This window comes from Nostoc sp., assembly GCF_036916735.1.
In the GTDB taxonomy this organism is placed as follows: domain Bacteria; phylum Cyanobacteriota; class Cyanobacteriia; order Cyanobacteriales; family Nostocaceae; genus Nostoc.
Genome location: NZ_JBALFV010000058.1, coordinates 1 through 25405 on the forward strand (window position 1 = coordinate 1; position 25405 = coordinate 25405).

A 25405-nucleotide genomic window follows, 5' to 3' on the forward strand; every position below is an offset into this window, starting at 1 on the left:
TGCTTCACTGAGATTGACGATGTACTTGTTGGGGTTCATTCGGTAGTCGTCCCTAGCCTCTTTACCCAATATTTTAAGCTTGCCGCGCTACTACATTCGGATCATATTTTTTGTGAAATAGTATGAGGTGTAATTTTAAGACTTGTGTATACACGGTAGCCTTGGTAAGAAGAGGGTTGGGGTGAGGTTTAAACCAATTTGCACTCTTGCTACGCCCCGCTTCGCTCTAAGCGCAGCTATGCCGCAGGCTTTACGCAATTACGTTTTGTGTTGGGGTCTAAATCCTCGTCACAAAACGCTGACTTTAACTCGGTTTATAAACTTTTGTAAAGAATTGGCTGGCTGTGCATAAAACTATAAGCCGGAACTGATAAGTCAACAGACCTACACTGTCCACTTATCAGACAGGATTTTTTTATGAACTTTCGTAAACAATTGGCTGACTCTGCATAAAACCTTATGTGCCTAACGTAAAGTAAATCGGTTTAACCACAAGGTGGAAGTCAAAAAAAGCCAGTGCGCTGTGGCGATGCCGACTTGTTAGCTCTTAGGGTTAAGGCAGGATAGCAACTAATTCTCAAAAGTCATGCATGATTATATTCCAAGCTCTTACGCCATTTTAAATGGTATGTTTAAGCTGTCCCGCCTACAAGTTGCACTATTTTCATTGTCAAAAAAAGCTGCAAACCTTCTCCCTTCCTTCCAGCAAGAACTACCCCCTGTAGCCTCAATGTGCTTGCTTAAATGCTTAATAGCTTATTTATTTCCCCGCCTGCTGTACTAGTGCTTGACGAACTTCAATAGTAAACAATTAATGATTGTAAGTGAAAGTTCAACATGAAAAAAGTGTTTGCATTAATTGAAAAAAAATCAGCTAAATTTGCTCAATTACCCTTATTTGAGTTTTTAATAAATAAAAGCATTGCTTTTATACAAAGATTATATTTTGCTGCTTATTTTGCAGTTTTTGTAATTAAATATGGAGATTTTAACAAATTTGTTTGTTTAGAAGAAGCAACAGTTAACCCAATTCAATATAGCGGTTACCGTTTAGGTACAGTACAAGATAGCGCAAGGTTTAGGGGCACGGCAGTACCGCGCCTCTACGGATGTATCTCAAGTAAACTAGAACCGCTATATATTTTTAACAAACAAATCTGTGAAGAAAAGAATTATTTGATGTGGTTATTAAAAGATTTTAAATACTTGGCTTTTAACTTATTTTTAAATTTCACCGACTCTTTAACAACTATTTGTAGACAAATAATTTATGAACTATATCACCGAACTTTTCAAGTAAATCCCATTTATAGAGCAAGGCAGGAGAAAAACTGCCCTCTGCCTCCTGCCTGCGTTAATAAAATTTTTGAACTTTTTACAGCCTTGGTAGATATGCTTGTCAATTTGGCTGAAGAATATAAAATTAAACAATTATTGATTGGGAGTTTCGATGGCTTTGACTTTGCTCAGTTACCCTGCAGGAAGAAAGTTACAGTCTGGGTTTAAATTCCCTTATGTAACTCTCTTGTCTACAAGACGCTGGGCGAACAATGTGTGAATTTTGAATTATTATGGTCGTTCTCAATGACGTAAAATACAGCAAGGAATTTACACATCCGTTAGCAGTCTTGCTTTTCTCAGAATAAATGTCAGTAGAGTTTCTTTTTTGGAAATGATTTCAGCTGTAACTTCCATCCCTGCTTTAATAGGATATGATTTATCGCTTCTTTTTAAATAAAGTTTCTCTGGCTCAATTGTCACCTCATAGTAAGGCGCAATTGGAATGTTGCCGTTACCTTGAGATGTTATGGCATCGGCACTAATGCTTCTGACAGCACCTTTGAGGATGCCATAATCTGGATACGGATAAGCAGAAACCCGCATTTGTACTTGCCCCTGTGAACATTTTGCTACTTGTGCGACTTTACACACCTGCACTTTGCTAATATCTGAGGAAGCAACACGAGCTTTAATTACAAAAGGGGCAGCGTTGGGAGCAATTTGAGTGATCGCATCTCCAACACGGACAACTTGTCCAGTATTTCTTAATACTAGTTGGAGAATTGTACCGCCCTCAGAGGTACGAATTACAGTTTTTTGCAGTTCCATAAAAACTTGTTTAAGTTCTTGTTGAGCGCTGCTAATTTGGTTTTGGATTTCAACTTGACGCCTGATGAGTTCTTCTTTCTCTTTGTTCAATTGAGCAATAGTAGACTCACCCTTTGTCAACTCTTGGGAAATACGTTCTTGTGCGATCGCCACATTCGCATTGCTGGGATTGAGTGCAGCTTTAGCGTTATCGAGTCTAGCAGTAGCAGCTTTAAAAGCTTGTTCTTTTTCTTTAATTTCGAGATCAGCGATCGCCCCTGTATTTCCCAGTTGCTCATATCCCTTCAGTTGCTGTCTAGCTAATTCAACACCAGCTTCTAATTCTTTTACTTGTGCCAGACTAGTGATTTGCCGATCTTGATAATCTCTTTTGTTGCGGCTCAAGTCTGCTTTGGCGGATGTGATCGCCTGCCTCATTGCATTAGACTCAGCAGCCATTTGATTTTCTAACGCTTTTAGTTGTGCATCAATTTGCGCTCGTTGTAACTGATTCTGTTCGATAGTTCCGAGTAGTTGGCTTTTTTTAGTTTGCAATTGAGAGTTGTCGATCAGGGCGATCGTATCTCCCTTTTTCACAACCTGATTTTCTTTCACTTTGATGCTTGTCACCGTTCCTTCAGATGCTGCCTGCACTAACCGGATCTCTCCGGTTGGGCGGACAGTAGCATCAGCTTTTACTATTATGTTGTATTGAAATACACTGGCAAGGCTGAAGGCAGCGCCAACACTTCCAATTAAAAATATTCCTCCTAACCTTGTCCATATACTGACTGAGGGAAGATATTCGTCGTTTTGGACTAGGCGGAGAAAGTCTGGTTGAGGGTCAATGAGCATGAATGCTAAAAAACATTTTGGTTCCGTAAATAATCTAGCAAAAAAATCTACCTAGCGTTAGCGTGACGATCAAGATTTAGGGAAATACAAAAAAATAAAAGCTCTTTTCTATTGCAAGAAGATTTTTGCCAAAAATCTCATAATTTTGGCGTTTTCGCCTTTCAGGGTTAAAGCGACAGCTTTTGCTTTTATTACTGATAAGTCCCTTACCTGTATATAGTTAGTATGTAAATACAAGGTTTATATACAGCTAAGTTTAAACAACAATTAGACATTTTATTACGAACATCAAATCTTTATAATTTCTATTTAAAAGTTCATGTTTTCTTTACTTTTTTATAAAGAAAATGATATAATAGCTAAAACTTTTTTATAACTTTTTCTCAATTATAAAAAATTAAGTAAATTAACGCTGTTTTATATTAAATTAATTTATATTTATTTAAATTAGATTTGTATATAAAAATTCAATAAATAAGCTTTTTGCGTAAATATACTTAATTAAAAAATGCAGAATCCCAGCTTTACTTGTTATAAGCTGATTTAAGTGGTTTATGTATAAAAATATTAATATTTACTTAGCCGTATTCTTAAATTCCCTGCATTTGCGTTATTTTCCAGTATTAATACTTAATATGTCTAACTTATGTATTTTTACCAAAAATACATCTTTTAGTTCGCGATATTTATATGAATATGAATATTGACGCGTGCGATTGTTTAATAATTAAAATTTTTTCTATTTAAATTTGTATAAAGAAGAACTATGTAGTATTTTTTAAAAGAGGTGTAATACATATTTCTTAAAAAATTAGTTACTTGACCTTTAGAGCAAGAGTCGTATAATACTTTTAGCGGAACGAAAAAGTAATTAAAGATACTCTTTAAATGTTTATATTTATTACTTTGAAGTGACGCGATTTTAACCTCAACAATCAAGCGAGAACCAAGATTATGACAAGCACATTATTCACTACATTAACCGTTACCGAAGAAGCTAGTTTGTCTGGTGGTCATAAGAAGAAGCCCACCCCCCCAGCCAAGCCCACTACCCCTACCACCCCCGCTACTCCTAAGATTACTATAAACTTGGGTGCGATCGTTACACAAATCGCCGTTAATGTTAACACTGGTTACGTTAAGGGTGACCTGACCCAAACAGCTGTGAACCAGATCAAAGTGTAGAACTGAAGTTTAGTCGAATAAAAAGAATAAACGTAAACACATCAACAATCAAGGGAAAACTCAGATTATGCAAAGCACATTGTTCACTACATTAACCGCTACCGAAGAAGCTAGTTTGTCTGGTGGTCATAAGAAGAAGACCACTACCCCCCCTGCCACCACTCCCCCTGCCACCACTCCCCCCGCCACCCCCCCTGCTCCTCCTACAATTACTGTGAACTTGGCTGCGATCATTACACAAACCGCCGTTAATGTTAACACTGGTTACGTTAAGGGTGATCTGACCCAAACAGCTGTGAACCAGATCAAAGTGTAGAACTGAAGTTTAGTCGAATAGAAAGAATAAACGTAAACACATCAACAATCAAGGGAAAACTCAGATTATGCAAAGCACATTGTTTACTACATTAACCGCTACCGAAGAAGCTAGTTTGTCTGGTGGTCATAAGAAGAAGACCACTACCCCCCCTACCACCACTCCCCCCGCCACCCCCCCTGCTCCTCCTACAATTACTGTGAACTTGGCTGCGATCATTACACAAACCGCCGTTAATGTTAACACTGGTAAGGTTAAGGGTGACCTGACCCAAACAGCTGTGAACCAGATCAAAGTGTAGAACTGAGTTTAGTCGAAGGGAAAGAATAAACGTAAACACATCAACAATCAAGGGAAAACTCAGATTATGCAAAGCACATTGTTCACTACATTAACCGCTACCGAAGAAGCTAGTTTATCTGGTGGTCATTGGAAGAAGAAGCCCCCCGCCAAGCCCCCTGCCAAGCCCCCTGCCAAGCCCACCACCCCCACTCCCAGTACTATTACTCTGAAGGTTAAGCTGGACATTACACAAACCGCCGTTAATGTTAACACTGGTGACGTTAAGGGTGACCTGACCCAAACAGCTGTGAACCAGATCTCAGTGTAGAACTGAGGTTTAGTCCAAGGGAAAGAATAAACGCAAACACATCAACAATCAAGGGAAAACTCAGATTATGCAAAGCACATTGTTCACTACATTAACCGCTACCGAAGAAGCTAGTTTGTCTGGTGGTTGGAAGAAGAAGAAGCCTGCCACCCCCCCTGCAACCACCACCCCCCCTGCCACCACCCCCAAGCCCCCTCTCCCCAATCTTGTTCTGAACATTAAGCTGGACGTTACACAAACCGCCGCTAATGTTAACGAAGGTGACGTTAAGGGTGATCTGACCCAAACAGCTGCGAACGTGATCTCAGTGTAGAACTGAGGTTTAGTCGAATAAAAAGAATAAACGTAAAGACCCGATTAACCGCGTCTTTACTCAGGTAAAGTGTCTTAACAAACTAACCTGCTCCAACAGAGTAGTTTGCTTTCTGGCAAGACACTAGCTTTGTCGCTTATCGCAGTTATTTTAACATTACGTTTATTCTTACCGCATACTTTTGTTGAACAAAGTTAACAAAGTCTATCAACGGTTCCTATTAGGCAATTGTTGATAGGCTTAATTAATACTTTTCCTAAAGACACTGCTCACCTTGAACAATTAAGTAGAGAACTAAGCGCTGCTATTTCAGAAATTGCTCATATCCATGTTTAATCTTTCTACAGAGTAAAATCTAAAAGGATTTTAGATTTAGGGTTATGTTTATTTGCCTTAGTTTCGGGGTTTGTATCAATATACAATCATTTAATCCCTAGCTACATCTGACTTTTGGCATTTAGCCCTAATTGTTCTCATTCGAGAGTGATTAAAGAGGAATATTGATCAAAATTTATTAGCTTGCAAAAAATAGCAAATAAAGATATAGCCATTTTGATTTTGGTACGTGTTAGCTCTCATTATCTTTCAATTAATGCATCTTCCCATCAAGTTGAAAACTTGTAATTAGCCTCAGATATTAAGTTAGAATTATGAAAAGCACTCAAATCTTCCCAATGTTCATCTCCCTGACTGAAGATCAAGAAGTAACCCTGTGTGGTGGTGAAAACCACATGGTTTCTTATAATTCTTATAATATAGTTACTAAAGTCACAAATGTTAAAAAAGGAGCAAAGAAACAAACAGTCCAATCAACTGTAAATGTTTGGAAAAAGAAAAATATCAAAGTAAAAACAAGTTCAGTGTCAGGACTATTAAAGAGTCTAGGAATAAACCTACCCTCTCTATTAGAATTTGATTGGTAGTGATAAGTAAGCGAGCCTGAATAATTAAAGTTTTGTAGTAAGCGGTTGGAGCCGCTTACTACTAGTAAATTTGATAAATTTTACATTGTATAACATAGTTTGATTTCTTTTTGCCCAGTTACTTAGTAAAATTAAACTGTTGGTAAAATTATTAACCACGCAGGGACGAAACCCTGCTATTTTTTTAAGTTTTTTCACGATGCTATTGGGTACTGGAGTCTGAAATGAAATACCAAGTTGTTGCACAACATAGTGAAGAAGATTGTGGAGCTGCTTGTCTTGCTTCCGTTGCCAAACATTATCGCCGTAACTTTACACTAAATCGCATCCGGGAAGCGGTAGGCACTGGCCAACTTGGAACAACATTGTTGGGATTGAGACGAGGAGCAGAGGCACTTGGTTTCAATGCGCGTTCGGTCAGGGCATCAAAAGAAATATTAGACCGAATGAACCAAGCACCACTGCCAGCAATCATTCATTGGAAAGGCTACCACTGGGTTGTTTTGTATGGTCAGAAAGGCAAAAAATATGTAATTGCTGACCCAGCCTTTAACATCCGTTATGTTTCTAGAAATGAATTAACGGAGGCTTGGTCAGATCAAGTCATGCTGTTACTAGAGCCAGATTCGGTTCGCTTTTATGCTCAACCCGATGATAAAGTCAATGGTCTTTGGCGCTTTGCGCGGCGGGCATTGCCTTATGGAGGCATAATATTCGAGGCTTTTCTCTGCGCTATAGTTATCGGTCTGCTTTCGTTAACGTCTCCTTTCCTGCTTCAAATTCTAACGGATGATGTACTAGTTCGAGGTGATACCCAGCTTCTTATTGGTGTGATTATTGCGGTTGTAGTGATGAATTTGGTGGGAAGTAGTTTGCAATTAGTTCAATCTAACCTGATTGCTAATTTTGCCCAACGGCTTGAGTTAGGGCTAGTTCTAGAATTTGGCAGGGCAATCTTGCGGCTGCCTCTGGCTTACTATGAATCACGTCGCAGTGGCGAAATTGTTAGCAGATTACAAGATATTCAACAAATTAATCAGCTAGTTGCTCAAGCAGTTATTAGTCTGCCTAGCCAATTATTTATAGGGCTGATTTCTTTAGGTTTCATGGTGTTCTATAGCTGGAAACTTACCGTTGTTGCCGTCGTTGTTGCTATTATCATGAGTTCATCTACGGTGGTTTTCTTGCCTACACTTCAACAAAAAATCAGAAGTATGTTGGTCTTAGACGCAGAAAACCAGGGTGTTCTCGTTGAAAGCTTTAAAGGAGCGCTGACACTCAAAAGTACTGCTGCTGCTCCTCAATTTTGGGAAGAATTTCAGAACAGATTTGGTCGGCTCTCAAACATAACATTTCGCACAGTTCAGATTGGAATTATTAATAGTACCTTTTCTGGGTTAGTTTATGCTATTGGCAGCGTTAGTTTAATTGGTTTCGGCAGCACCCTAGTTATTAGTAAGGAACTCAGCATCGGTCAACTGCTGGCATTTAACGGGATGAATGGGAATTTTTTGGCATTAATCGGTGCTGTGATTGGATTTATAGATGAATTCACGCGTGCCAAAACTGCCACAGAACGCTTAACAGAAGTTATCGATTCCACACCTGAAACTGCCAGCGATAGTACCAAACCCTTTGCTAAAATTCCTAGTGATGCTGATATTATTTGCAAAAACCTAAACTTTCACTACGCTGGCAGGCTAGAGCTACTGGAAGATTTTTCCTTGACAATTCCTGGTAGTAAAGTTGTTGCCCTAATTGGTACATCCGGCTGTGGAAAAAGTTCTCTTGCTAAATTAATAGCCGGATTATATACACCTAATTCTGGCAATATTCGGTTTGGAATTTATAATATGCAAGACCTAGCTCTTGATTGTTTGCGGCAACAAGTTGCTTTAGTTCCTCAAGACGCTCATTTTTGGAGTCGCACGATTATTGAAAACTTCCGCTTAGGTTCTCCTCACCTCACCTTTGATCAAATTGTCAAGGCTTGCCAAATTGCTGAGGCAGATGATTTTATTAGTAGACTACCTGAAAAATATCAAACTGTATTAGGTGAATTTGGGTCAAATATTTCTGGTGGACAACGGCAAAGACTAGCTTTAGCAAGAGCTATTGTTAACGATCCACCAATCTTGATTTTAGACGAATCAACTGCTGGACTTGATCCAGTTAGTGAAGCTCAAGTTTTAGATAAACTGTTGTTCCACCGCAAAGGTAAAACCACAATCTTGATTAGCCACCGTCCTAGAGTAATTACCCGTGCTGATTGGATTGTTTTGCTCAATCAAGGCAAGTTGCAAATTCAGGGGACAGTAGAAGATTTGCGTGCCCAACCAGGAAACCATTTAGACTTTTTAACTCCTTAATTACTTACAGTTTTAACTAGTGGTCTGTTTGATTAAACTTGATGAGTTGGTAGTAAGCACTTCAGTGCTTAAAAATCCAGTCACACTCACCGACATCCAGCCTTGAACTTTAGTTCAGGGCTGATTGCTGAAGTCCACCAAGTGGACTAAGTAATCAATTCAGTCCACTTGAGTGGGCTTTAGCTATAAGCCTTTGAAATTCATTTCTGGTCAGGCGTGGAAGTCAACAGATAAACGATTTTTAGCTTAAGTTGACACCAATGGGCATTGCCCATAAGTGTCAACTTAACGTATAAGCTAAATTTGGCGAACTTTCCAGGTTTGACTCTCACCCCCAACCTACAAATATTTCAAAACCTACGCAGTATTGGGTCGGGAAGGGGGTTAGGTTAATTGTTAGCTTTTCCACATGGCATGAATTGTCAGACACCAGGCAAGTCTCAAGCATTCCTTTGATGAACTCAAAGCTAAAGCCGAACAAGTTGTTATTTTTATTAAAGTTTTTGGATATAAATATACCGTAATAATTTGCATTAAAAACAATAATTTAACTCTCTTTCTTCTATTATTTAAAACATTAAAATTATAAACCTTGATTTTACTTATATACGTAAATATACTGATTAAATTATGCAGGCTAGCAGATAAGCCAGGCTTTTTCATATATAAATTTTATTTATATGTTTTTTTTATTTCTTAGCTATGGCTGAGATACTCCAATTTTTCAAAACAGGGCTTAATTGTCAGGAAAGTAAGATATTTATACTTAGAGATTCATAAAAACTTATTTAATAAAATATTTTCCATATATATACCTGTCGTTAAGAAGTATTAAGAAAATCTGATTAAAGAATATTGCAATAGCTTGATTTAATTGCTAACGTGTGTATGACAACGATGCTGATGATCGCTCTGAATCTAGGAGAAGTAAAATTATGAGCTATATGGATTCAGCCAAGTCTGTTAGGCTTTGACAGGTTAAAAACGATAAATTTCTGCCTCATATAGACAATTATGAGGGATTGCAGATTAACCAAGAAATATCTCGTTGTTAAAGGCTTAGTTTCAGTTTGATTTCAATTGCAATTAATTATTTGTCTTACCTTGTGCTGACAAGCAAATAGCTCTTGATTGTGTTGGTCAAGAATAAGAAGAGTTTGGTAAGGCTAAGATTTTGGAGGATAAAACCAATGGAGATTCAAGGTAAAGTTGCTCTGATTACAGGGGCTTCGCGTGGAATTGGACGAGCGATCGCCCTCGAATTAGCGCAACAAGGCATCAAACAGATGATATTGATAGCACGTGATCGCCAAAAGTTAGTCGAGGTAGCTAACGAAATTGAGACAATGGGAACTGAAACTGCGATCGTGCCCTTAGATTTGACGCAGACAATTGAAGTAAATATCGCTGTTGCCCAACTGTGGCGCAATTATGGACAGATTCACCTGCTGGTTAATTGTGCAGGAGTTGCATATCAAAGCTCATTTTTGCAATCTAAAATGCCCCAAGTTCAAGAAGAACTCTCTGTGAACTTGTTAGGAATGTACAACCTCACTAGTTTGATTGCTCGACGCATGGCCAGCCAAAGACAAGGGACAATTGTCAATGTATCGAGCCTGATGGGGAAAGTAGCTGCACCAACGATGGCGACATACTCAGCAACCAAGTTTGCCATCTTAGGATTTACCCAAGCCTTGCGCCAGGAACTAGCTGAACACAATATCCGAGTAATTGCATTACTGCCTTCCCTGACAGACACAGATATGGTGCGCGACTTAAAATTATTTCGCTGGGTGATCCCCATGACTCCCCAGCAAGTGGCTAAAGCACTCGTCACCGGAATGCAGAATGATTCATCAGAAATCTTAGTCGGATGGCAAAGTCATTTAGCCGTGTTGTGTCAACGCCTTACCCCTTGGTTGTTAGAGCTAATTTTACGAATAGCAACACCACCAGCACCAAAAAGACAACGGCTGATTGAAAAACTTATCCCTTCGCGTAGCGTCTCGTAGAGAAGGGGAGACACCGAAGGCGATCGCTGACTCAGCACTTCTGAACAAACTTCTCCAAAACCTTCAGTCCTTTGGCTTTACCCTTGTGCAAAAAAGTAAGGCTCACAGTGCCAAGAAATGCTAGTAAGCTGAAAGTAGAAGTAGATTCAGGAACTAGACTTGGAATTCTCAATTTTGATAACTTGTCCTTGTCCTGGGCCATCGCCTCGGTTTGTCACGTAAATAGCATCATCAGCACCAATAGTCAAAGCAGTAGGAGACTCTAATCCATTGCCATTAAGAATAGTTGTGCGAGTTCCATCCCTGGCTATTTTAATTACAGAACCATCTAGATTACCTTTCCAGAGTGACTGATTATCGTATTGCAAAGCATATAAATTACCCTGACTATCAAAATCTAAGTCAGTAAGTTGAGTAAAGCCATCGGCATAAACTGTTGGTTTATCATCAGCACCAACTCGGTAAATTTTTGCTTTACCTTCTGGAAAAGGAAAACCAGTTAATTGGCTAATATAATAAGCGCCATCTGGGCCTTTAGCGATATTTGTGGGCACTGCTTGGATTTCAAATGGCGATGACGATGCACCAGAGGAAAAAACTGGATTAGTTAATGTCTGGCGGGGAATTGTAGCGATCGCCTTTAAATTACTTACATCAGTATTTACGCTGAGTAATTTATTAGCACCAGTATCAACTGCAACAATCTTATTTCCATCTAAAAGAAGAGAGAAGGGATTGCTAATTAGATCGCCTCCATCGGGATTATTTACAAGTTCATAATTAGCTAAATCAGCCACACTAGTCCAGGAATTTGTATTGAAATTAGCAGTGATGATTTTTCCTAAGTCAGTGTTACCTAATCTGGCCCGAAATGTGGGATTAGAAGCATACCCAACTGCAATATAAGGTTTGCCAGTAGCATCAAATTTGATATCATGAGGTCCAGCAGTATCAGTACCATCTGGTAATGCTAAAGAAAGAAGTCCTGTAAGTACACGTTCTTGTGTACCATTTCCAATTTTTGTCACTGCACCAGTTGTGCCATAACATAAAGATTGACCTTCGGCGCTCGGTGAAGGAACACAAGCTCCACTTTTGCCTGTTCCTGCCTCTGTGACATAGAGACTGCCGTCAGGGCCAAAAGTTAGACCCCGTGGACTATTAAGATCGTCGGCAATTACTGAAAATGATGCCGCTTCTGCTGCTTTTATTCCTGAAAAAGTAGCAATACAAACACTCAAAAATGTAATTCCAAATTGCTTTAGTTTCATTAGATATCTCCATAAATTAAATTTGCGTAAAGATAGAATATAAAATTTTATCTTGATAAATCATAATATTTACTGTGTATAGTCTAGGCAAATTTTATAACATAATCAATTGTGCCAAATCCTTATTTTTATGTTGAATTAAGACATATAACCAACCTTTAAAATCCTTGTACAGACTGAGTTATAACTTTCCGTAAAAGTCTATTTATTGCAAAATTAGCTAATCAAAAAAGTTTGAAAATTTTTTAATTTTTTAAGACTTATACCAATTCTCTAAAAGAGGACAACAGATTCAAACTTAGAAACTTATTTGAGTCGTATCATACCATTTATAAAAATCTTTGCAACATAATGAATTGGCTGTAAAGGCGTACATTTGTATGCCTATAGCAACAAATTAAATAGAATTGCTGTATAGTTTCAAACATTTTTTATATAAGTGGGATATCTAAACTATTGAATTACACAGATATTGCAAGACTACAAAGCGATCACAGTTTGCATCAATAGATAAAGTTGTAGATCAGAAATTGCTATGGGATCGCATAATTAGACATACCTTGTTTCGGAGCAATCAGAAATGCTTTCCTTCCCCACAACCCTGACTCCTTTGCCCGAAATCATTGATGGCTTGCCAAATATATCTGGTTGGGAAACAGAGGTTCTCTCTGTAGTTAACCATAATCAGCCAGTATTTTTACCAACAACAAACATCCGCTTAGAAGACGTAAATGCTGTGTTTGCGATCGCCTTACACATGCACCAGCCAACTATACCGGCAGGAAATGGTGGTACACTGATCAGCAATCTGCAATATATGTTTGAACATCCTCATGAAGGGGATAATCACAATGCAGATCCTTTTGTATATTGTTACAGCCGCATGGGAGATTTTATCCCCGAACTTGTAAATCAAGGTTGCAATCCCCGTGTGATGTTGGATTACTCAGGTAATCTTCTGTGGGGACTGCGGCAAATGGGACGCGGTGATGTTCTCGATAATCTCAAACGCATCACTTGCGATCGCACCTACCAACCTTATGTAGAGTGGCTGGGTACAATGTGGGGCCATGCAGTTATTCCTTCCACACCCATAGCAGATATTAAATTGCATATTATCGCATGGCAACATCACTTTGCGGCAATTTTTGGTTGGGAAGCATTAGCCCGAATTAAAGGATTTTCGCCCCCAGAAATGCACCTACCAAATCACCCTGATGCTCTTTTTGAATTTGTGAAAGCCCTGAAAGAATGCGGATATCGCTGGTTACTTGTTCAAGAACATTCTGTAGAAACAATTAGCGGTCAATCTCTTACCCACAAACATTTACCACATCGTTTGATTGCCCGCAATTCTCAAGGCGAAACAATTAGCATTACAGCCTTAATTAAAACCCAAGGTTCGGATACAAAATTAGTTGCACAAATGCAGCCTTATTATGAAGCAAAAACCTTATCAAAACAACAAATTGGCAGTGTTTTTGTACCACCAATAGTTAGCCAAATTGGAGATGGTGAAAATGGTGGCGTAATGATGAATGAATTTCCTAGCGCTTTTAAACAAGCTTGGTGGGATATGGTCAATAACGGTGGAGGTAAATCAGGCGTAGTCGGGATGTGTGGTACAGAATATTTAGAATTAATCGAAGCTGCTGGATGCAAACCTGAAGACTATCCAACTTGTCAGCCAGTGGGACAACATCAGATTTGGGAGCGAGTTTTACCAGACAATTGCCAACCTGAAGCTGTAGAGAATACCATTCAAGAATTAAAGCAAATAAACTCTAATTTTCATTTGGATGGAGCCTCGTGGACAAATCATATTAGTTGGGTAAAAGGATATGAAAATGTGTTATCACCTATGTATCAACTAAGCAGTTTATTCCATCAAAAATTTGAGCCATTACAGCAATTTGACTCAACAGAACCTGTTACCAGACAATCTCATTACCGTAACGTTCTTTTACATAACCTTTTGTTGCAAACCAGTTGTTTTCGTTATTGGGGACAAGGTGCTTGGACTGATTATGCGCGGGAAATTTATCAACGTGGCAAAAATTTATTACAGATAAATTGAACTGGGGACTGGAAACTAACGTATTGCTTTATAGGCAGAGGAACAAAGAAAGTTATTGTTGAGTAATTTTCTCTTCCCCTGTCTTTTCTGCTTATCCATCTCACAAAACCGCATTGTTCCCTATTTATGTATCGATATGCTTGGCTTTGTGAAAAATTGCTTTAGCCTAGCAAGACGTAGCCCATTACGAATGGTAAAAAGCGAATTATAGTTGACCTTACTTATTATCCCAGTGTCAAAAAACACAACACTAATTTAGCAAATCAGGTTCTTCGCGCACAATTCTATCGTAAAGTGGCTGGAAGCCGAACCACCCACTTGTATGTGACCCCACTTGAGTTTGTGTTAAACGGGCTGTCTCGTGTTTGATAGTAGTGGGTCTACCCGCAGCTTCTGCTAGTAGTTGGGCTTGGCACGATCGCTCTAAGTTAATGTACCAAAAGGCAGCTTCATCTACCGTATGTCCCACAGTTAAAATGCTGTGGTTGCGCAGGATTATAGCTTTGTTTGGCCCCAAGGCTTGCGCCAATCGCTGACCTTCAGAAGTTTCTAAAACCACACCTGTAAAGTCATCAAATAGCGCATGGTCTTCATAAAAAGCACAGGAATCTTGAGTTAAGGGGTCAAGAAGACGACCTAAACTAGACCAAGCTTTACCATAAAGTGAATGGGCGTGAGCCGCAGCAATTACATCAGGTCGAACTTCATAAATCTGAGAATGGATGGCGAAAGTAGCTCGATTCACTTCAGCATCACCTTTAACCACCTCACCTTCTCTGTTAACCAAGATCAGGTCAGAAACTCGGATATGACCGAAGTATGTTCCTAATGGATTGACCCAGACATGATCTGTAAACTCTGGGTCACGAGCTGTAATATGACCTGCGATTTCCTCGCTGAAACCAAGTTTACCAAACAGGCGAAAGGCAGCAGCTAAGCGTTGTTTGCGGTGTAGTCGTTCGTCTTCAACTCGCTCGAATATGGGGGGTCGTGGTCTAGCGTAGGGCATGTTCTTTTTCCTCTTCCTCTTGACAAGGAGCGTTAGAATATCCAGAGCGAAAGAATTTGACCCTGTGAGATTCTGGGATGAACTGGTGATGCAAGATGCAACCTGTATCATTACGCAAAATATGGATGGATACAGATGCGCTCTGTGATGTAGTTTTGACGGCGTGGATATCGCCATCTGGGGGTAACAGGCGGTAGATATCCCCTGGTTGAAGTGATTTGTCTCCAACTTGAACCGCTTTATACACGAGCTTTTGAAGGCGGAATAGATTTCGGCGGAATTTCTTTCACGATAGAGCTACCCAAGATTTACTAGTTTTGTAACTGTGTCTAATCATTTTCTCTTCTGGAGTAAATGTATTCTGAACACCTCAGACCAATTACGGTCTGTCCTACCCAAATTGTGAGGATTAATCCTCTCGTCTGGTCTACCTGGGGTTCGACTGACCCAAGACTCACAACTCTTTTTTATTCGTTCCCTCAGAAAGATTGATTGTTCCGTTAGGTGTAGCCACTTCAACCATTGGATTCCCTAGACTCTTAAGCTCTCAATAAATCATTGGTCTTCTGCCAATGGTTCTAAGATGGTGTGGTTTGTCATCTATATTCCTCAATTTAGGAGGCGACTAAGATTAACTAATTACTCGTAGTTACAAATTTAGAATTACGTAAAGCCTGCGGCATAGCTTTGCTTAGAGCGTAGCCCATTAGGAATTACGAATTATTTTAATGCCAGGGTGAATTTTGAAGCCAAGTTGCTCAAGTTTGATATGAGAAAGGGACTCCTTCAGGATTATAGTAAAGGGATATCGCTGAAATACGGTAGCTTTACCTTGTGATAATAGCAGCCTAGCACGGCTGATGCGTACTGGATACAATGGTTGTTGGTTGGCATCGAGAATGAATACTTTAGTCATGTATTATATTCCTTACAAATAAAGTTATTAAGGGACTCTCCTTTTGTTAAAGAAAATATCACAATGAAAGTCTAGAGATAAACTCCAGCATTCTTGTCTTTAACCTAGTTTGGGGGTTTAAGTAGGAGCTTCTATCAAGTAGCGCTAATTGAACGCCTAAATCTAAATCCCTGTCACAAAACGTAATTGCTCTCTTCTCTACGAGACGCTTTGCGAACGTAGCGGGGCGTAGCAAGAGTGCGAATTACAAATTGCAAATTGGTTCAACGCTCATTAAGGATTTTTAAGGAATAAATAATTTAATCTTGTGCGATGGTTTCATAATCAATAGTTAGATATTTTTGATTGGAAAGTCTATTAGCTAAGATATTATCTTCTTTAAATACGGTAAGTCGGTCGTAAAACAGTTTAAGAAGTTATAGCCAGAAAATATCACATACAAATTAAAAAAGCAAGTTGATTTTCATAATTCTGAATGGGAGTAAGGGGAATATGACACGATCGCGGCGATCGCAAGATTAGCTGCATCAAAAGAAGGGACGTTCTTAAGAACGTCCCCGTAGTAAAATTTCCAAACAATCGATATTAGAGATACTAGAAAGCCACTATAGTTCTTTCAAAAAATCAATTATCGCTTGTTGATCAGAAGGTGTCAGAGAACGGAAACGACCGATAACTTCACGTGCTTCACTTCGATGAGTATTTGAAATAGCACTGGTATAAGGTGGACAAATGACATCTTTAGGCGATGAGCCATAGTTGACAACATTGCCGATTTTATTGATGACTTTGCCACCCGGAGGAACAGGACATCCTCCACCTGGCAGCTTAGAGGTCTTATAGTTATCGGGTGCAGGCAGGTCATGTAGCTCAATCGCTGCACGAAGTGCATCGTCTACCGAACGAACAACCAACGGTGCATTGGTCACTTCGCTATTGGTAAACACAGTACCGGCAGGTGTTGTGTCACGGGTGAGGGTACTCAAGTAGACGCTACCATCATGCAAAAATGGAGGGCCAACCTTACCAATTCCCATCAGAGGCGGTGTACGGAACTCTTCACCCTTGGCAGTTGCTTTCTGGTTTGAGAAGATATCATCAGTGAGGTTACGGGGTAGATCGTAGGTCTTGAAGTTCAATCAGTTACTATTGACAACCGTGGATCGGCTCACAAGGATTGGATCGCGTGGGGTTGGTGCAAACCGTTCAGCATCAATGATGGGGCCTTTATGCAGAATCAGATCCGAGAAAATTGGTGCCCAACGGTAACTGAGAATGTTGACAACGGATGCTGCATCACTACCCAAGGATGGATCACCAGCAGCAGGTGACCGACCAGTTCTTTGAACCGGAGTATGGCAGCTCACACAACTCACCATGCGATCGCTCTGGTTGATGGCATTGGGATTACGACCATCGCCTCCGCGAGGCATACGACCAGGGATCATCCGGTTGGCAAAGGCAGTGAGATCAATACCAAAAAGCTGCGCTCCTCGTTGAACACTGGCTGCACGACTGTAGTCAGAACGAGGTTGAGAGGGATTTTTGGAATTCAGCACGGCCAAGAGATTGGGGCCAAATTCTGGGGGAGCCGTCAAGCGCAAGAAATTGCGCTCACTGAATGGGGTGCTGAGGGGAAACTCAGGGTCGGTTATTATATTTTTGCAGTTTTTATTGTAAGGAGCAATTTTGGGATCAGCAACTTTGATGTCATTATTGTTAGCCAAGGTAGTAATGCCAAGCTCACCTTGCAAGCCCCCAATAATAAACTGTAGTATCTCTGCGCCATTGGCACGTAAGCCAAAACGCCCTACCCCAGAGATTAGAGCGTTGGGTTGGTCAGGTGGCGCATTGGGAGGAATCACATTGACTTTACCTGTGACACAATCACCGTTGCACTGGAATATACCAGTTTTCAAAGACGATTTGCCGCCTATAGTGTCAGAGGGATCAGGAGCGTTGGTAATATCCTGGTTTGGAATAGCTTCCATCAGCCCACGACCGATATAGGGGGGACCAGCGCGTTCACCGACACCACGGCGAAATCCACTTGAACTCAGCCCTGTAGTAGGATCTATCCTGCCGAGGTTTCGGTCTTGGGCGATGCTTGGGATTGCCTCTGGTTTGCAATCTATACTGCTATCGAAAGCTTTAAGTTCAGCAATTGGAGGGCGTGTATGCTGCACAAAACCACCAAAATTCTGTGCATTACCTGTGATGGGATTTTTAGTACCATCCAAAGGATCGTAAGATTTCGTCGGATCGACAGCTTCAGCCGATGGTGAAAAGTCTCCAAAAATCGTAAAGGCTGCGGTTTGCCCGGTATTATTGATCGCATCTAAGGTTGGGTCGGCCTTATTAACGATATTCAAGTTAGCATAACCGTCTGGATCAACTGGATCTAAGCGAACACCAGCTGGTCTACCACCTTTATTGGTGTCACCCGACGTATAACTGAAGTTGGTGGGGGTTGACCGTCCAGCTCGACTAACGTTAGAGGTACCCGTGAGCAGCCCTAGACCCGGAACCGACTCCAAGTTATTCAGGTGACAGCCTGCGCATCGGGTTTGGTTAGTCAGCGATCCTGCGCCTTCTCTAACCGTTTCTGGGGCAGTAAAAAACCACGCCCCTTCCACCAGTTTCTGGCGAGCTGATTGTGGAACAGAAGGATAGAGCAATCGAGCTAACTGAGCCGTTGTTTTCAGAGGAGCAAGTCCCACATCGCCATAGGTATCACGACGGAGACGTTCTGCTGGACGAAGGGATTGATTTGGAGGCGCAACCACGAAGCCTGAACTAACTTCGACTTTTCGCTGTCCAAGTAACGTGGCATTGTTGGGAATATTAGTACGAAACTGACCAAAAACTTGGTGTGGGAAAACAAAAGAAATGAACACTGAAATGCTAAGTGATAAACCCACTATCAACAAAACATTCAGCAGTTTAAGCCTTCGCATTATGTATTTCAGCTTTATTCAAGATTGAGTAAGACACGCTGAAAATCACAAATCGCATATTTGAATTTTTAGCCTGTCTATGCTACTAAGCATGAAAAAGAATAAGCTATTGGTACCAATGCTCAGACCTTGCTTTTGCTAAACCTTAAGGGTAATTACATATATAATTTACGACAATCTTAAAATTAAAAATTCTACCCACAAGAGGATAGACTTTTTGGTAATGATGCATGAGTAAGAAGTTAAGTTCTCCTAAGAAACATTTCTGTTTCTTGACATCGATCACGGGCGATCGCCCGTAAACAGCTTTAATCACTCTCACCAGAGAATAAAACAGTAATCTTTGCTACACAAAACTTTAAGGTAAAAGAGATGATTTTAGCTGGCTAATTTGCTGATGGGTTTGGCGATCGCGTTGCCAACCATAAAATACTAGATGTTTTTTGATCTAAGTAATGCACAGATGCAAACGCCATCCTATCCCAATACGGTTCAGTTAAGAAATTTATCCGTTGAGGCAGGGGGAGCAGGGGAGGAAGAAAAAAGCTTATCTGAACCGTATTGCATCCTATCCAGTAAGAGATGACGTAATAGTTCTATATAAATAAAGAAAAAATGTTAAATTATACTGCTTTTATTTAGCAATTAGCTGTACTAAATCAAGAGATTGAATGGCTAAATTTTGTAGATGAGTTTTCTTATAAAAATCCACTTTAAAATTGAGACTAAACGTGCAAAAACTTTCTAATTTAGTTAAAAAGTCAGTAAACAAGTGTTGCTTTTTATAAATTTAAGAAAAAGTAAAAATAAAAGTAATAAAGCAAAAATCAAGTCGATTGCAGTTTTTTGGGGTTCGATTGAATTACTAATTAGTTGACTTTTTGTGAATATATTTGTAAATTAAAAAGACAAACGGAAATGTACATTTATATAAAAAATGCTATGCAAATAATAAAAATAATTTGTAAAATTTTGAGACAACTATTTACCTTAATGCACAAACTGATGTGTTTGTACAGTAGGTAAATCTTAGTATCTCAAACTTTTTAAATCTCCTGATTGCTAAAGCCATCCAGGACAATTTCGCACTACACCAATAAAGAAATTAAAGTGATAAAAATAACTAGACGAGAAGCCCTGAAGCTAGGAGCGCTTACAGGGGGTTCTTTTGTGATTCCTATAAGCTTGCTGTCTCGTGGACAAGCAGTTACTGCTGGTAGTCCTCAGCCAACTCGTTTTACTGTCAAACTTCCCATACCGCCAGTGCTTAAACCAGTGCGGAGTAATGCCACCACAGATTACTACGAGATTACGATGAAAAAAGCTCAGGTTAATATTTTGCCTGGGTTAACAACGCAGATATGGGGTTATAACGGTATTGCTCCTGGCCCCACAATTAAGCAACGTCAAGGGCGACAATCAATTATTCGCTTTATCAATAACAGTGTCGATACACCAACATCAGTTCACTTGCATGGCATGGCATCGTTACCGCAGTACGATGGCTATGCTGAAGATTTGACACCACCGGGTTTCTACAAAGATTATGTCTATCCAAACAAACGCGCGGCTACGTTATGGTATCACGACCACAGCATTCATAATACTGCACGTAATGTTTATATGGGTTTGGCAGGCATGTACCTTGTTCAAGATGACTTTGAGCTAGGATTACCGTTACCCAAAGATAAATATGACGTACCACTGTTTATCCAAGATAAGCAGTTTACTAATACTGGCAAGTTAGTCTTCAATACCCAAGGTGAAATTAGTCAATATGGTGATGTCATTTTGGTCAATGGTGCGCCTTGGCCACGTATGGAGGTAAGTACTTGTAAGTACCGTTTCCGAGTCTTGAATGGTTCGATTTCGCGCTCTTACAATCTTGCCTTGAGCAACGGCGATAATTTTACTATGATTGGCACTGATGCCGGATTAATGAGCGCACCAGTTAAAGTCAAAAATTTCCGGTTGGGGATGGCAGAACGCTACGAATTTATTATTGATTTTTCTAAATACCCAGTCGGCTCTCAGGTAGTGCTGCAAAATCTCGGACTTCCTAACAACAAGAACTATGACGGTACGAATCAAATTATGCGCTTTGATGTTGTGCGGCGTGAACCAGATAATAGCTCTATCCCCTCCAGGTTACGTACAATCCAGCCTATCCCAGAATCTTCAGCAGTGCGAACCAGAGAATTTAAATATCAGCGTTCTAATAATCTGTGGGTGATCAATGGCAAAGCCTGGGATAATACCCGAATTGATGCTAATCCTAAATTAGGCGATGTTGAAATCTGGAAATTGTCTCACGCATCAAGTGCTGCGTTTCATCCTATCCACCTTCATCTAATTGATTGCCTAATGCTTGACCGTAATGGTAAACTACCTTTTCCTTACGAGCGTGGGTTGAAAGATGTCTTCTATGTTGGGGAAAACGAGACTGTACGAGTAATTGGTAAGTTTGGCCCTAATACAGGTAAATATATCTCACACTGCCACAATGCGGTTCACGAAGACCACGATATGATGAATCAGTTTGAAGTGGGACAGGGCGGACGCTCACCTTTGGCAGTTGCAGCCAAGCCACTTCCAGCTCCACCTTTATAGACATTAACGCTAAAATGGTGCAACCCCAACAGTTGTTGCGGCTTGAAACATTAACACTCTTACTGACCAATGCCCTAACAGCCAACCATAAACCTCTTGCACAACTTCCCCTGGTTTTTGGGCACGGACATAAGTTTTTCGCCCCAGAAGATGTATTTTTAACTCATCACTGTCTGGAATATCAAATTCCGCTTTTTTGGACCTCACCAAATCGCGTTGCTCCTGTTTTTAGGTTGCTGGGGTACTGAAGGTGATCCGCATAATCAGATCGTTGAAATCCTTGTCACCACCACCTAGTTGATCCTCAAAAGCAAAGACGTTATTTCCTAATAAGCGAACGTGATCTTGTTTGTCAGTATTAGCACCCAAGAAAGAGGTGAAAACATGAGGCGCGTTATTGGAATTGCCATGGAGAAAAGCATCTGGAGTCCCATCAGCAATGAGAAAAGGTGCAAAGATAGCCCCAGGCTGGAAAGTGCTGGTGTAAGTTGCTTGACCTTGGTTATCGACCGTTAGGTCAATGCTCAAAATTCTTTGAGCAACGGCAGCTTGGAGATAACCTGAGTCTCCTGGATGTAAAACTGTACCATTGGCATTAATATCACCATTGGCATTGATGACTTGATAGAAGCCGCCATAGTTGTTATAAGCGGCTTCTCTATTGACAACAAAAGTGGCGTTCACCTGTTGTTGAACGTTGTGCAAATCAATGAGTTCTCCCTGTGGGGAACCTTGCAAATCTGTACCTAGAGGTAATGGATTATTTGTCAGCTGAATTTTCACATCCAGATTCGGGTTTCCAGTTGTATTATTACCAGAACTATCCTTCCAAGCTAAGGAGAATGCATTATTGCCCAAGCTTGTAATCTTTTGGTTTGAAGGGTCAGAAAATAGGACATCAGTGGTTGGAGTGACTCCAGCCAATACATTCTCCGTTGTACTGTTTTTGACTAAATAAAATCTCAGGTTAGTATTAGATGAGAATTGTAGCAAATCATTAACAGAACTGTTGGTGAACCCTTGGGGTAAATTAGCAAGAGCCGAGAGAATCACCTGTCCTCGTGCCAAAGCCGCTTGGGTGTAACCAGCAGCACCAGGGGCAATACCGCCAATTGTACCAGCAGCATCATCAACAGTATACACACCCAATTCATCAACTAAGTTAGAACTGCTACTTGTGATACTAATTTGAATTGTTTGTAAGCCATTGTCACCGTTAATATTAAATACATCATCAGAGATGTTTGTCAAAGAGGCTGGTATCGGCGTGATTGGATTCGGTGTCGGTGTGATTGGATTCGGTGTCGGTGTGATTGGATTCGGTGTCGGTGTGATTGGATTAACAATTACGGGAATGGTTTGGGTATTGGTTAACGGTCCACCTGTACCTGTGTTCCCAAGATCGTTGACAACAAGGGTAATGGTATCATTACCACTGAAGGAGCTATTACCTTGATAAACTAGGGTACTCAAGTCATTGTTGAAATCGCTCAATGACCCTGTGAAGGCGATGTTGTTAGTCCCGTTACTGCCATTAGTCAAGGTCAGGCCAGTGGTGGAATTGAAGGTGAGGTTACCATTGGTGGCACTGAGGGTTAATTGAACGGGACTGGTGCCTGTATCAAAATCGCTGATGCTAATACCTGTCAAGTTTAAGCTAGTGTTTTCATTGACAGTTTGATTTCCAGGGACTGTTAGCACTGGGGCAATATCGGTATGATTGGCAACTGTCAACGTCGTGGTGTTATTTGTACCCAGAATGTAGTCATTGCTTGCTGCCAGGTTGAGTGTGACAGTTTCATTCGGGTTAGAGACTGTGTAATTGTTCGGTGCAGTTTTTACTGTTAAAGCAGCACTGGTCTGTCCGGCGGCAATGGTGAAGGTATTAGCTGTGACATTGGTAATATTTGTGCCAGCAGCTAGGGTGTAGTCAGTACCTTGGGTGGCGGTACTACCATTGGTATTAAAGTTGACGACTAGCCCGCCAACTGGGGCGGCACTGTCTAAAGTCACGGTAAAGTTACCGTCAGGGCCGCCTTTTGTGGGGTTGCTGCCTGGGGCAAGGGTGATTGTGGGGGGGGTGGTATTGAGCAGCACTGAGACGTTGTTGTCACTTTCGTTTGCCACAGCCAAGTCTTGTTTGCCATCACCGTTGAAGTCCCCCACTGTTGCTGAAAAGGGACTCGTCCCGACGCTGAAGTTGGTGGCGGTGCCAAAGCCGCCAGTACTTAGACCCAGCAGCACTGAGACGTTGTTGCTGCCATGGTTTGCCACAGCTAAGTCTTGATAGCCGTCCTTATTGAAGTCCCCCACTGCTACTGAACGGGGATTCGTCCCGACACTGAAGTTGGTGGCAGTGGCAAAGCCGCCAGTACTTAGACCCAGCAGGACTGAGACGTTGTTACTGTTCTGGTTTGCTACAGCTAAGTCTTGATAGCCGTCCTTGTTCAAGTCCTCCACTGCTACTGAAAAGGGACCCGTCCCGACACTGAAGTTGGTAGCGGTGGCAAAGCCGCCAGTACTTAGACCCAGCAGGACTGAGACGTTGTTGCTGTTCTGGTTTGCTACAGCTAAGTCTTGATAGCCGTCCTTGTTGAAGTCCCCCACTGCTACTGACCGGGGATTTGTCCCGACACTGAAGTTGGTGGCAGTGGCAAAGCCGCCAGTACTTAAACCCAGCAGCACTGAGACGTTGGCGCTAAAATAGTTTGCCACAGCCAAGTCTGGATAGCCGTCCTTGTTGAAGTCCCCCACTGCTACTGAAAAGGGACCCATCCCAACGCTGAAGTTGGTGGCGGTGCCAAAGCCGCCAGTACTTAGGCCCAGCAGCACTGAGACATTGCTGCTGCCTTCGTTTGCCACAGCTAAGTCTTGATAGCCGTCCTTGTTGAAGTCCCCTACTGCTACTGATGCGGGATAAGTCCCGACGCTGAAGTTGGTGGCAGTGGCAAAGCTGCCAGTACTTAGACCGAGCAGCACTGAGACGTTGTTGCTGCCAAAGTTTGTCACAGCCAAGTCTGGATAGCCGTCCTTGTTGAAGTCCCCCACTGCTCCTAATATGGGACGAGTGCTGACGCTGAAGTTGGTGGCGGTGCTAAAGGTTACTAACACACCAGGATAGGTTCCTCGGACTTCTGGTTTCAAAGCTAGATTTGCAGCGATTTTCCCTACTTTGACTTCTAATTCCCAACTTCCCCCATGTTGGGCATTGCCAATTTTCCTGGCTGAGGCGGCGATATTTGCCCTTGTGAATTGGTGTAGCTTCTCGATGAAAGCTTCTCCTCTTTCATAGGCTGCCACTTCACACCCATAGATCAGAATTTCTGCTGCTTGCCACTGCTGTAGCTGCTGGCGGTAAGTGTGGATGTTGTCTAAATTCAGTTGCTTACTGCCCAGTTGCAAACCTCCGGGACTCCCGTGAGCAATTAACTGAATATTGGCGGTGGGGCAAGATTTTAAAACTTCGCTGATCTGGGCTATCCCATCTTTATGCTTAGACAGGACAATTGCCTGTGCTGTTGGTAAGATCCCCTCAACAAGTAACTCATAGTCTTCAATTCCTGAGTCAATGAAGACCAGGGTGGGGAGTGAAAAAGAAAGATTTTGAGCAATTTGTGGTGTAGCTTGTTGATGGGAGTTTGTCTTCTTAGGTCGATTTATTGTACTGTTCATAGTTTTTCAGCACTCTCCAATTTTTGTTTATATTTCCGTCTTTGACCGTCGCGATCGCCACTAGCGAAATATGAAAGAAACACATTTTGAGGAATTTTCTGAAAGCATTGCTGGTAATGGGTTATAAAATGTGTTTTTTAAGAGCCGATAGATACAGCAGTTCCCGCTATTATGAGGTACGCTCTTAGTCGTGAAAGGTTACAGAAGGTAGCGGGGAGGGGA

At 41.1% G+C, this 25405-nt stretch carries 19 protein-coding genes and 1 pseudogene; 11 read left to right on the forward strand and 9 right to left on the reverse strand.

Annotation, left to right across the window (positions count from 1 at the left end; all coding sequences use genetic code 11):
* Positions 1–837 precede the first annotated feature (837 nt).
* Positions 838–1506 carry a hypothetical protein gene (locus V7L20_RS14375; protein WP_334744732.1) on the forward strand — a complete coding sequence of 223 codons (669 nt, stop codon included), beginning with the start codon at positions 838–840 and terminating at the stop codon, positions 1504–1506.
* Between the two features lie 102 nt (positions 1507–1608).
* On the opposite strand, the gene V7L20_RS14380 is transcribed toward V7L20_RS14375, so the two are convergent.
* Entirely contained in the window at positions 1609–2943 is a 1335-nt protein-coding gene (locus V7L20_RS14380; protein WP_334744733.1) for an HlyD family efflux transporter periplasmic adaptor subunit, read from the reverse strand.
* A gap of 954 nt (positions 2944–3897) precedes the next feature.
* Here V7L20_RS14380 and V7L20_RS14385 point away from each other — a divergent pair.
* The 8 genes from V7L20_RS14385 to V7L20_RS14420 all read left to right on the forward strand — a co-directional run bounded on the left by V7L20_RS14385 (position 3898) and on the right by V7L20_RS14420 (position 10671).
* Positions 3898–4128, forward strand: a complete 231-nt coding sequence (locus V7L20_RS14385; RefSeq protein ID WP_334744734.1) for a hypothetical protein — start codon at positions 3898–3900, stop codon at positions 4126–4128.
* 67 nt (positions 4129–4195) lie between these two features.
* Positions 4196–4444, forward strand: coding sequence for a hypothetical protein (locus tag V7L20_RS14390; RefSeq protein ID WP_334744735.1), 249 nt, complete (start codon positions 4196–4198; stop codon positions 4442–4444).
* A 67-nt stretch (positions 4445–4511) separates the two neighbouring features.
* Positions 4512–4745, forward strand: coding sequence for a hypothetical protein (locus V7L20_RS14395; protein ID WP_334744736.1), 234 nt, complete (start codon positions 4512–4514; stop codon positions 4743–4745).
* 66 nt (positions 4746–4811) lie between these two features.
* Positions 4812–5054 carry a hypothetical protein gene (locus V7L20_RS14400; RefSeq protein ID WP_334744737.1) on the forward strand — a complete coding sequence of 81 codons (243 nt, stop codon included), beginning with the start codon at positions 4812–4814 and terminating at the stop codon, positions 5052–5054.
* 67 nt (positions 5055–5121) lie between these two features.
* Positions 5122–5367 (forward strand): hypothetical protein, encoded by a 246-nt coding sequence (locus V7L20_RS14405; protein WP_334744738.1) that lies wholly within the window; start codon positions 5122–5124, stop codon positions 5365–5367.
* Positions 5368–6017: 650 nt separating this feature from the next.
* The gene (locus tag V7L20_RS14410; protein WP_334744739.1) at positions 6018–6290 is read left to right on the forward strand and encodes a hypothetical protein; all 273 of its coding nucleotides are present in this window, start codon (positions 6018–6020) and stop codon (positions 6288–6290) included.
* Positions 6291–6514: 224 nt separating this feature from the next.
* Positions 6515–8659, forward strand: coding sequence for a peptidase domain-containing ABC transporter (locus V7L20_RS14415; RefSeq protein ID WP_334744740.1), 2145 nt, complete (start codon positions 6515–6517; stop codon positions 8657–8659).
* Between the two features lie 1190 nt (positions 8660–9849).
* Positions 9850–10671, forward strand: coding sequence for an SDR family NAD(P)-dependent oxidoreductase (locus V7L20_RS14420; RefSeq protein WP_334744741.1), 822 nt, complete (start codon positions 9850–9852; stop codon positions 10669–10671).
* Positions 10672–10817: 146 nt separating this feature from the next.
* On the opposite strand, the gene V7L20_RS14425 is transcribed toward V7L20_RS14420, so the two are convergent.
* Positions 10818–11942 carry a ScyD/ScyE family protein gene (locus tag V7L20_RS14425; protein WP_334744742.1) on the reverse strand — a complete coding sequence of 375 codons (1125 nt, stop codon included), beginning with the start codon at positions 11940–11942 and terminating at the stop codon, positions 10818–10820.
* Between the two features lie 580 nt (positions 11943–12522).
* On the opposite strand from V7L20_RS14425, the gene V7L20_RS14430 reads away from it, so the two are divergent.
* A complete protein-coding gene (locus tag V7L20_RS14430) occupies positions 12523–14019 on the forward strand; it encodes a glycosyl hydrolase family 57 (RefSeq protein WP_334744743.1) in 1497 nt (498 codons plus the stop codon).
* Between the two features lie 250 nt (positions 14020–14269).
* Here V7L20_RS14430 and V7L20_RS14435 read toward each other — a convergent pair whose 3' ends face one another.
* The 5 genes from V7L20_RS14435 to V7L20_RS14455 form a co-directional block, all read right to left on the reverse strand.
* Complete coding sequence (locus V7L20_RS14435) at positions 14270–15028, reverse strand: class II aldolase/adducin family protein (RefSeq protein ID WP_334744744.1); 759 nt, start codon at positions 15026–15028, stop codon at positions 14270–14272.
* A complete protein-coding gene (locus V7L20_RS14440) occupies positions 15015–15275 on the reverse strand; it encodes a hypothetical protein (RefSeq protein ID WP_334744745.1) in 261 nt (86 codons plus the stop codon). Before V7L20_RS14440 ends, V7L20_RS14435 begins: the two co-directional genes overlap by 14 nt.
* A gap of 459 nt (positions 15276–15734) precedes the next feature.
* The gene (locus V7L20_RS14445; protein WP_334744746.1) at positions 15735–15944 is read right to left on the reverse strand and encodes an RRXRR domain-containing protein; all 210 of its coding nucleotides are present in this window, start codon (positions 15942–15944) and stop codon (positions 15735–15737) included.
* Positions 15945–16549: 605 nt separating this feature from the next.
* Positions 16550–17083, reverse strand: coding sequence for a hypothetical protein (locus V7L20_RS14450; RefSeq protein ID WP_334744747.1), 534 nt, complete (start codon positions 17081–17083; stop codon positions 16550–16552).
* Complete coding sequence (locus tag V7L20_RS14455; RefSeq protein ID WP_334744748.1) at positions 17084–18901, reverse strand: di-heme oxidoredictase family protein; 1818 nt, start codon at positions 18899–18901, stop codon at positions 17084–17086. It abuts the gene before it with no gap.
* 1110 nt (positions 18902–20011) lie between these two features.
* On the opposite strand from V7L20_RS14455, the gene V7L20_RS14460 reads away from it, so the two are divergent.
* Complete coding sequence (locus V7L20_RS14460; RefSeq protein WP_334744749.1) at positions 20012–21511, forward strand: multicopper oxidase family protein; 1500 nt, start codon at positions 20012–20014, stop codon at positions 21509–21511.
* Between the two features lie 15 nt (positions 21512–21526).
* Here V7L20_RS14460 and V7L20_RS14465 read toward each other — a convergent pair.
* Positions 21527–21679 (reverse strand): annotated as a pseudogene (locus V7L20_RS14465) (IS4 family transposase); the annotation flags it as partial.
* 60 nt (positions 21680–21739) lie between these two features.
* On the reverse strand, positions 21740–25183 hold the full coding sequence (locus tag V7L20_RS14470) for an FG-GAP-like repeat-containing protein (RefSeq protein WP_334744750.1): 3444 nt from the start codon (positions 25181–25183) through the stop codon (positions 21740–21742).
* Positions 25184–25405: the final 222 nt, after the last annotated feature.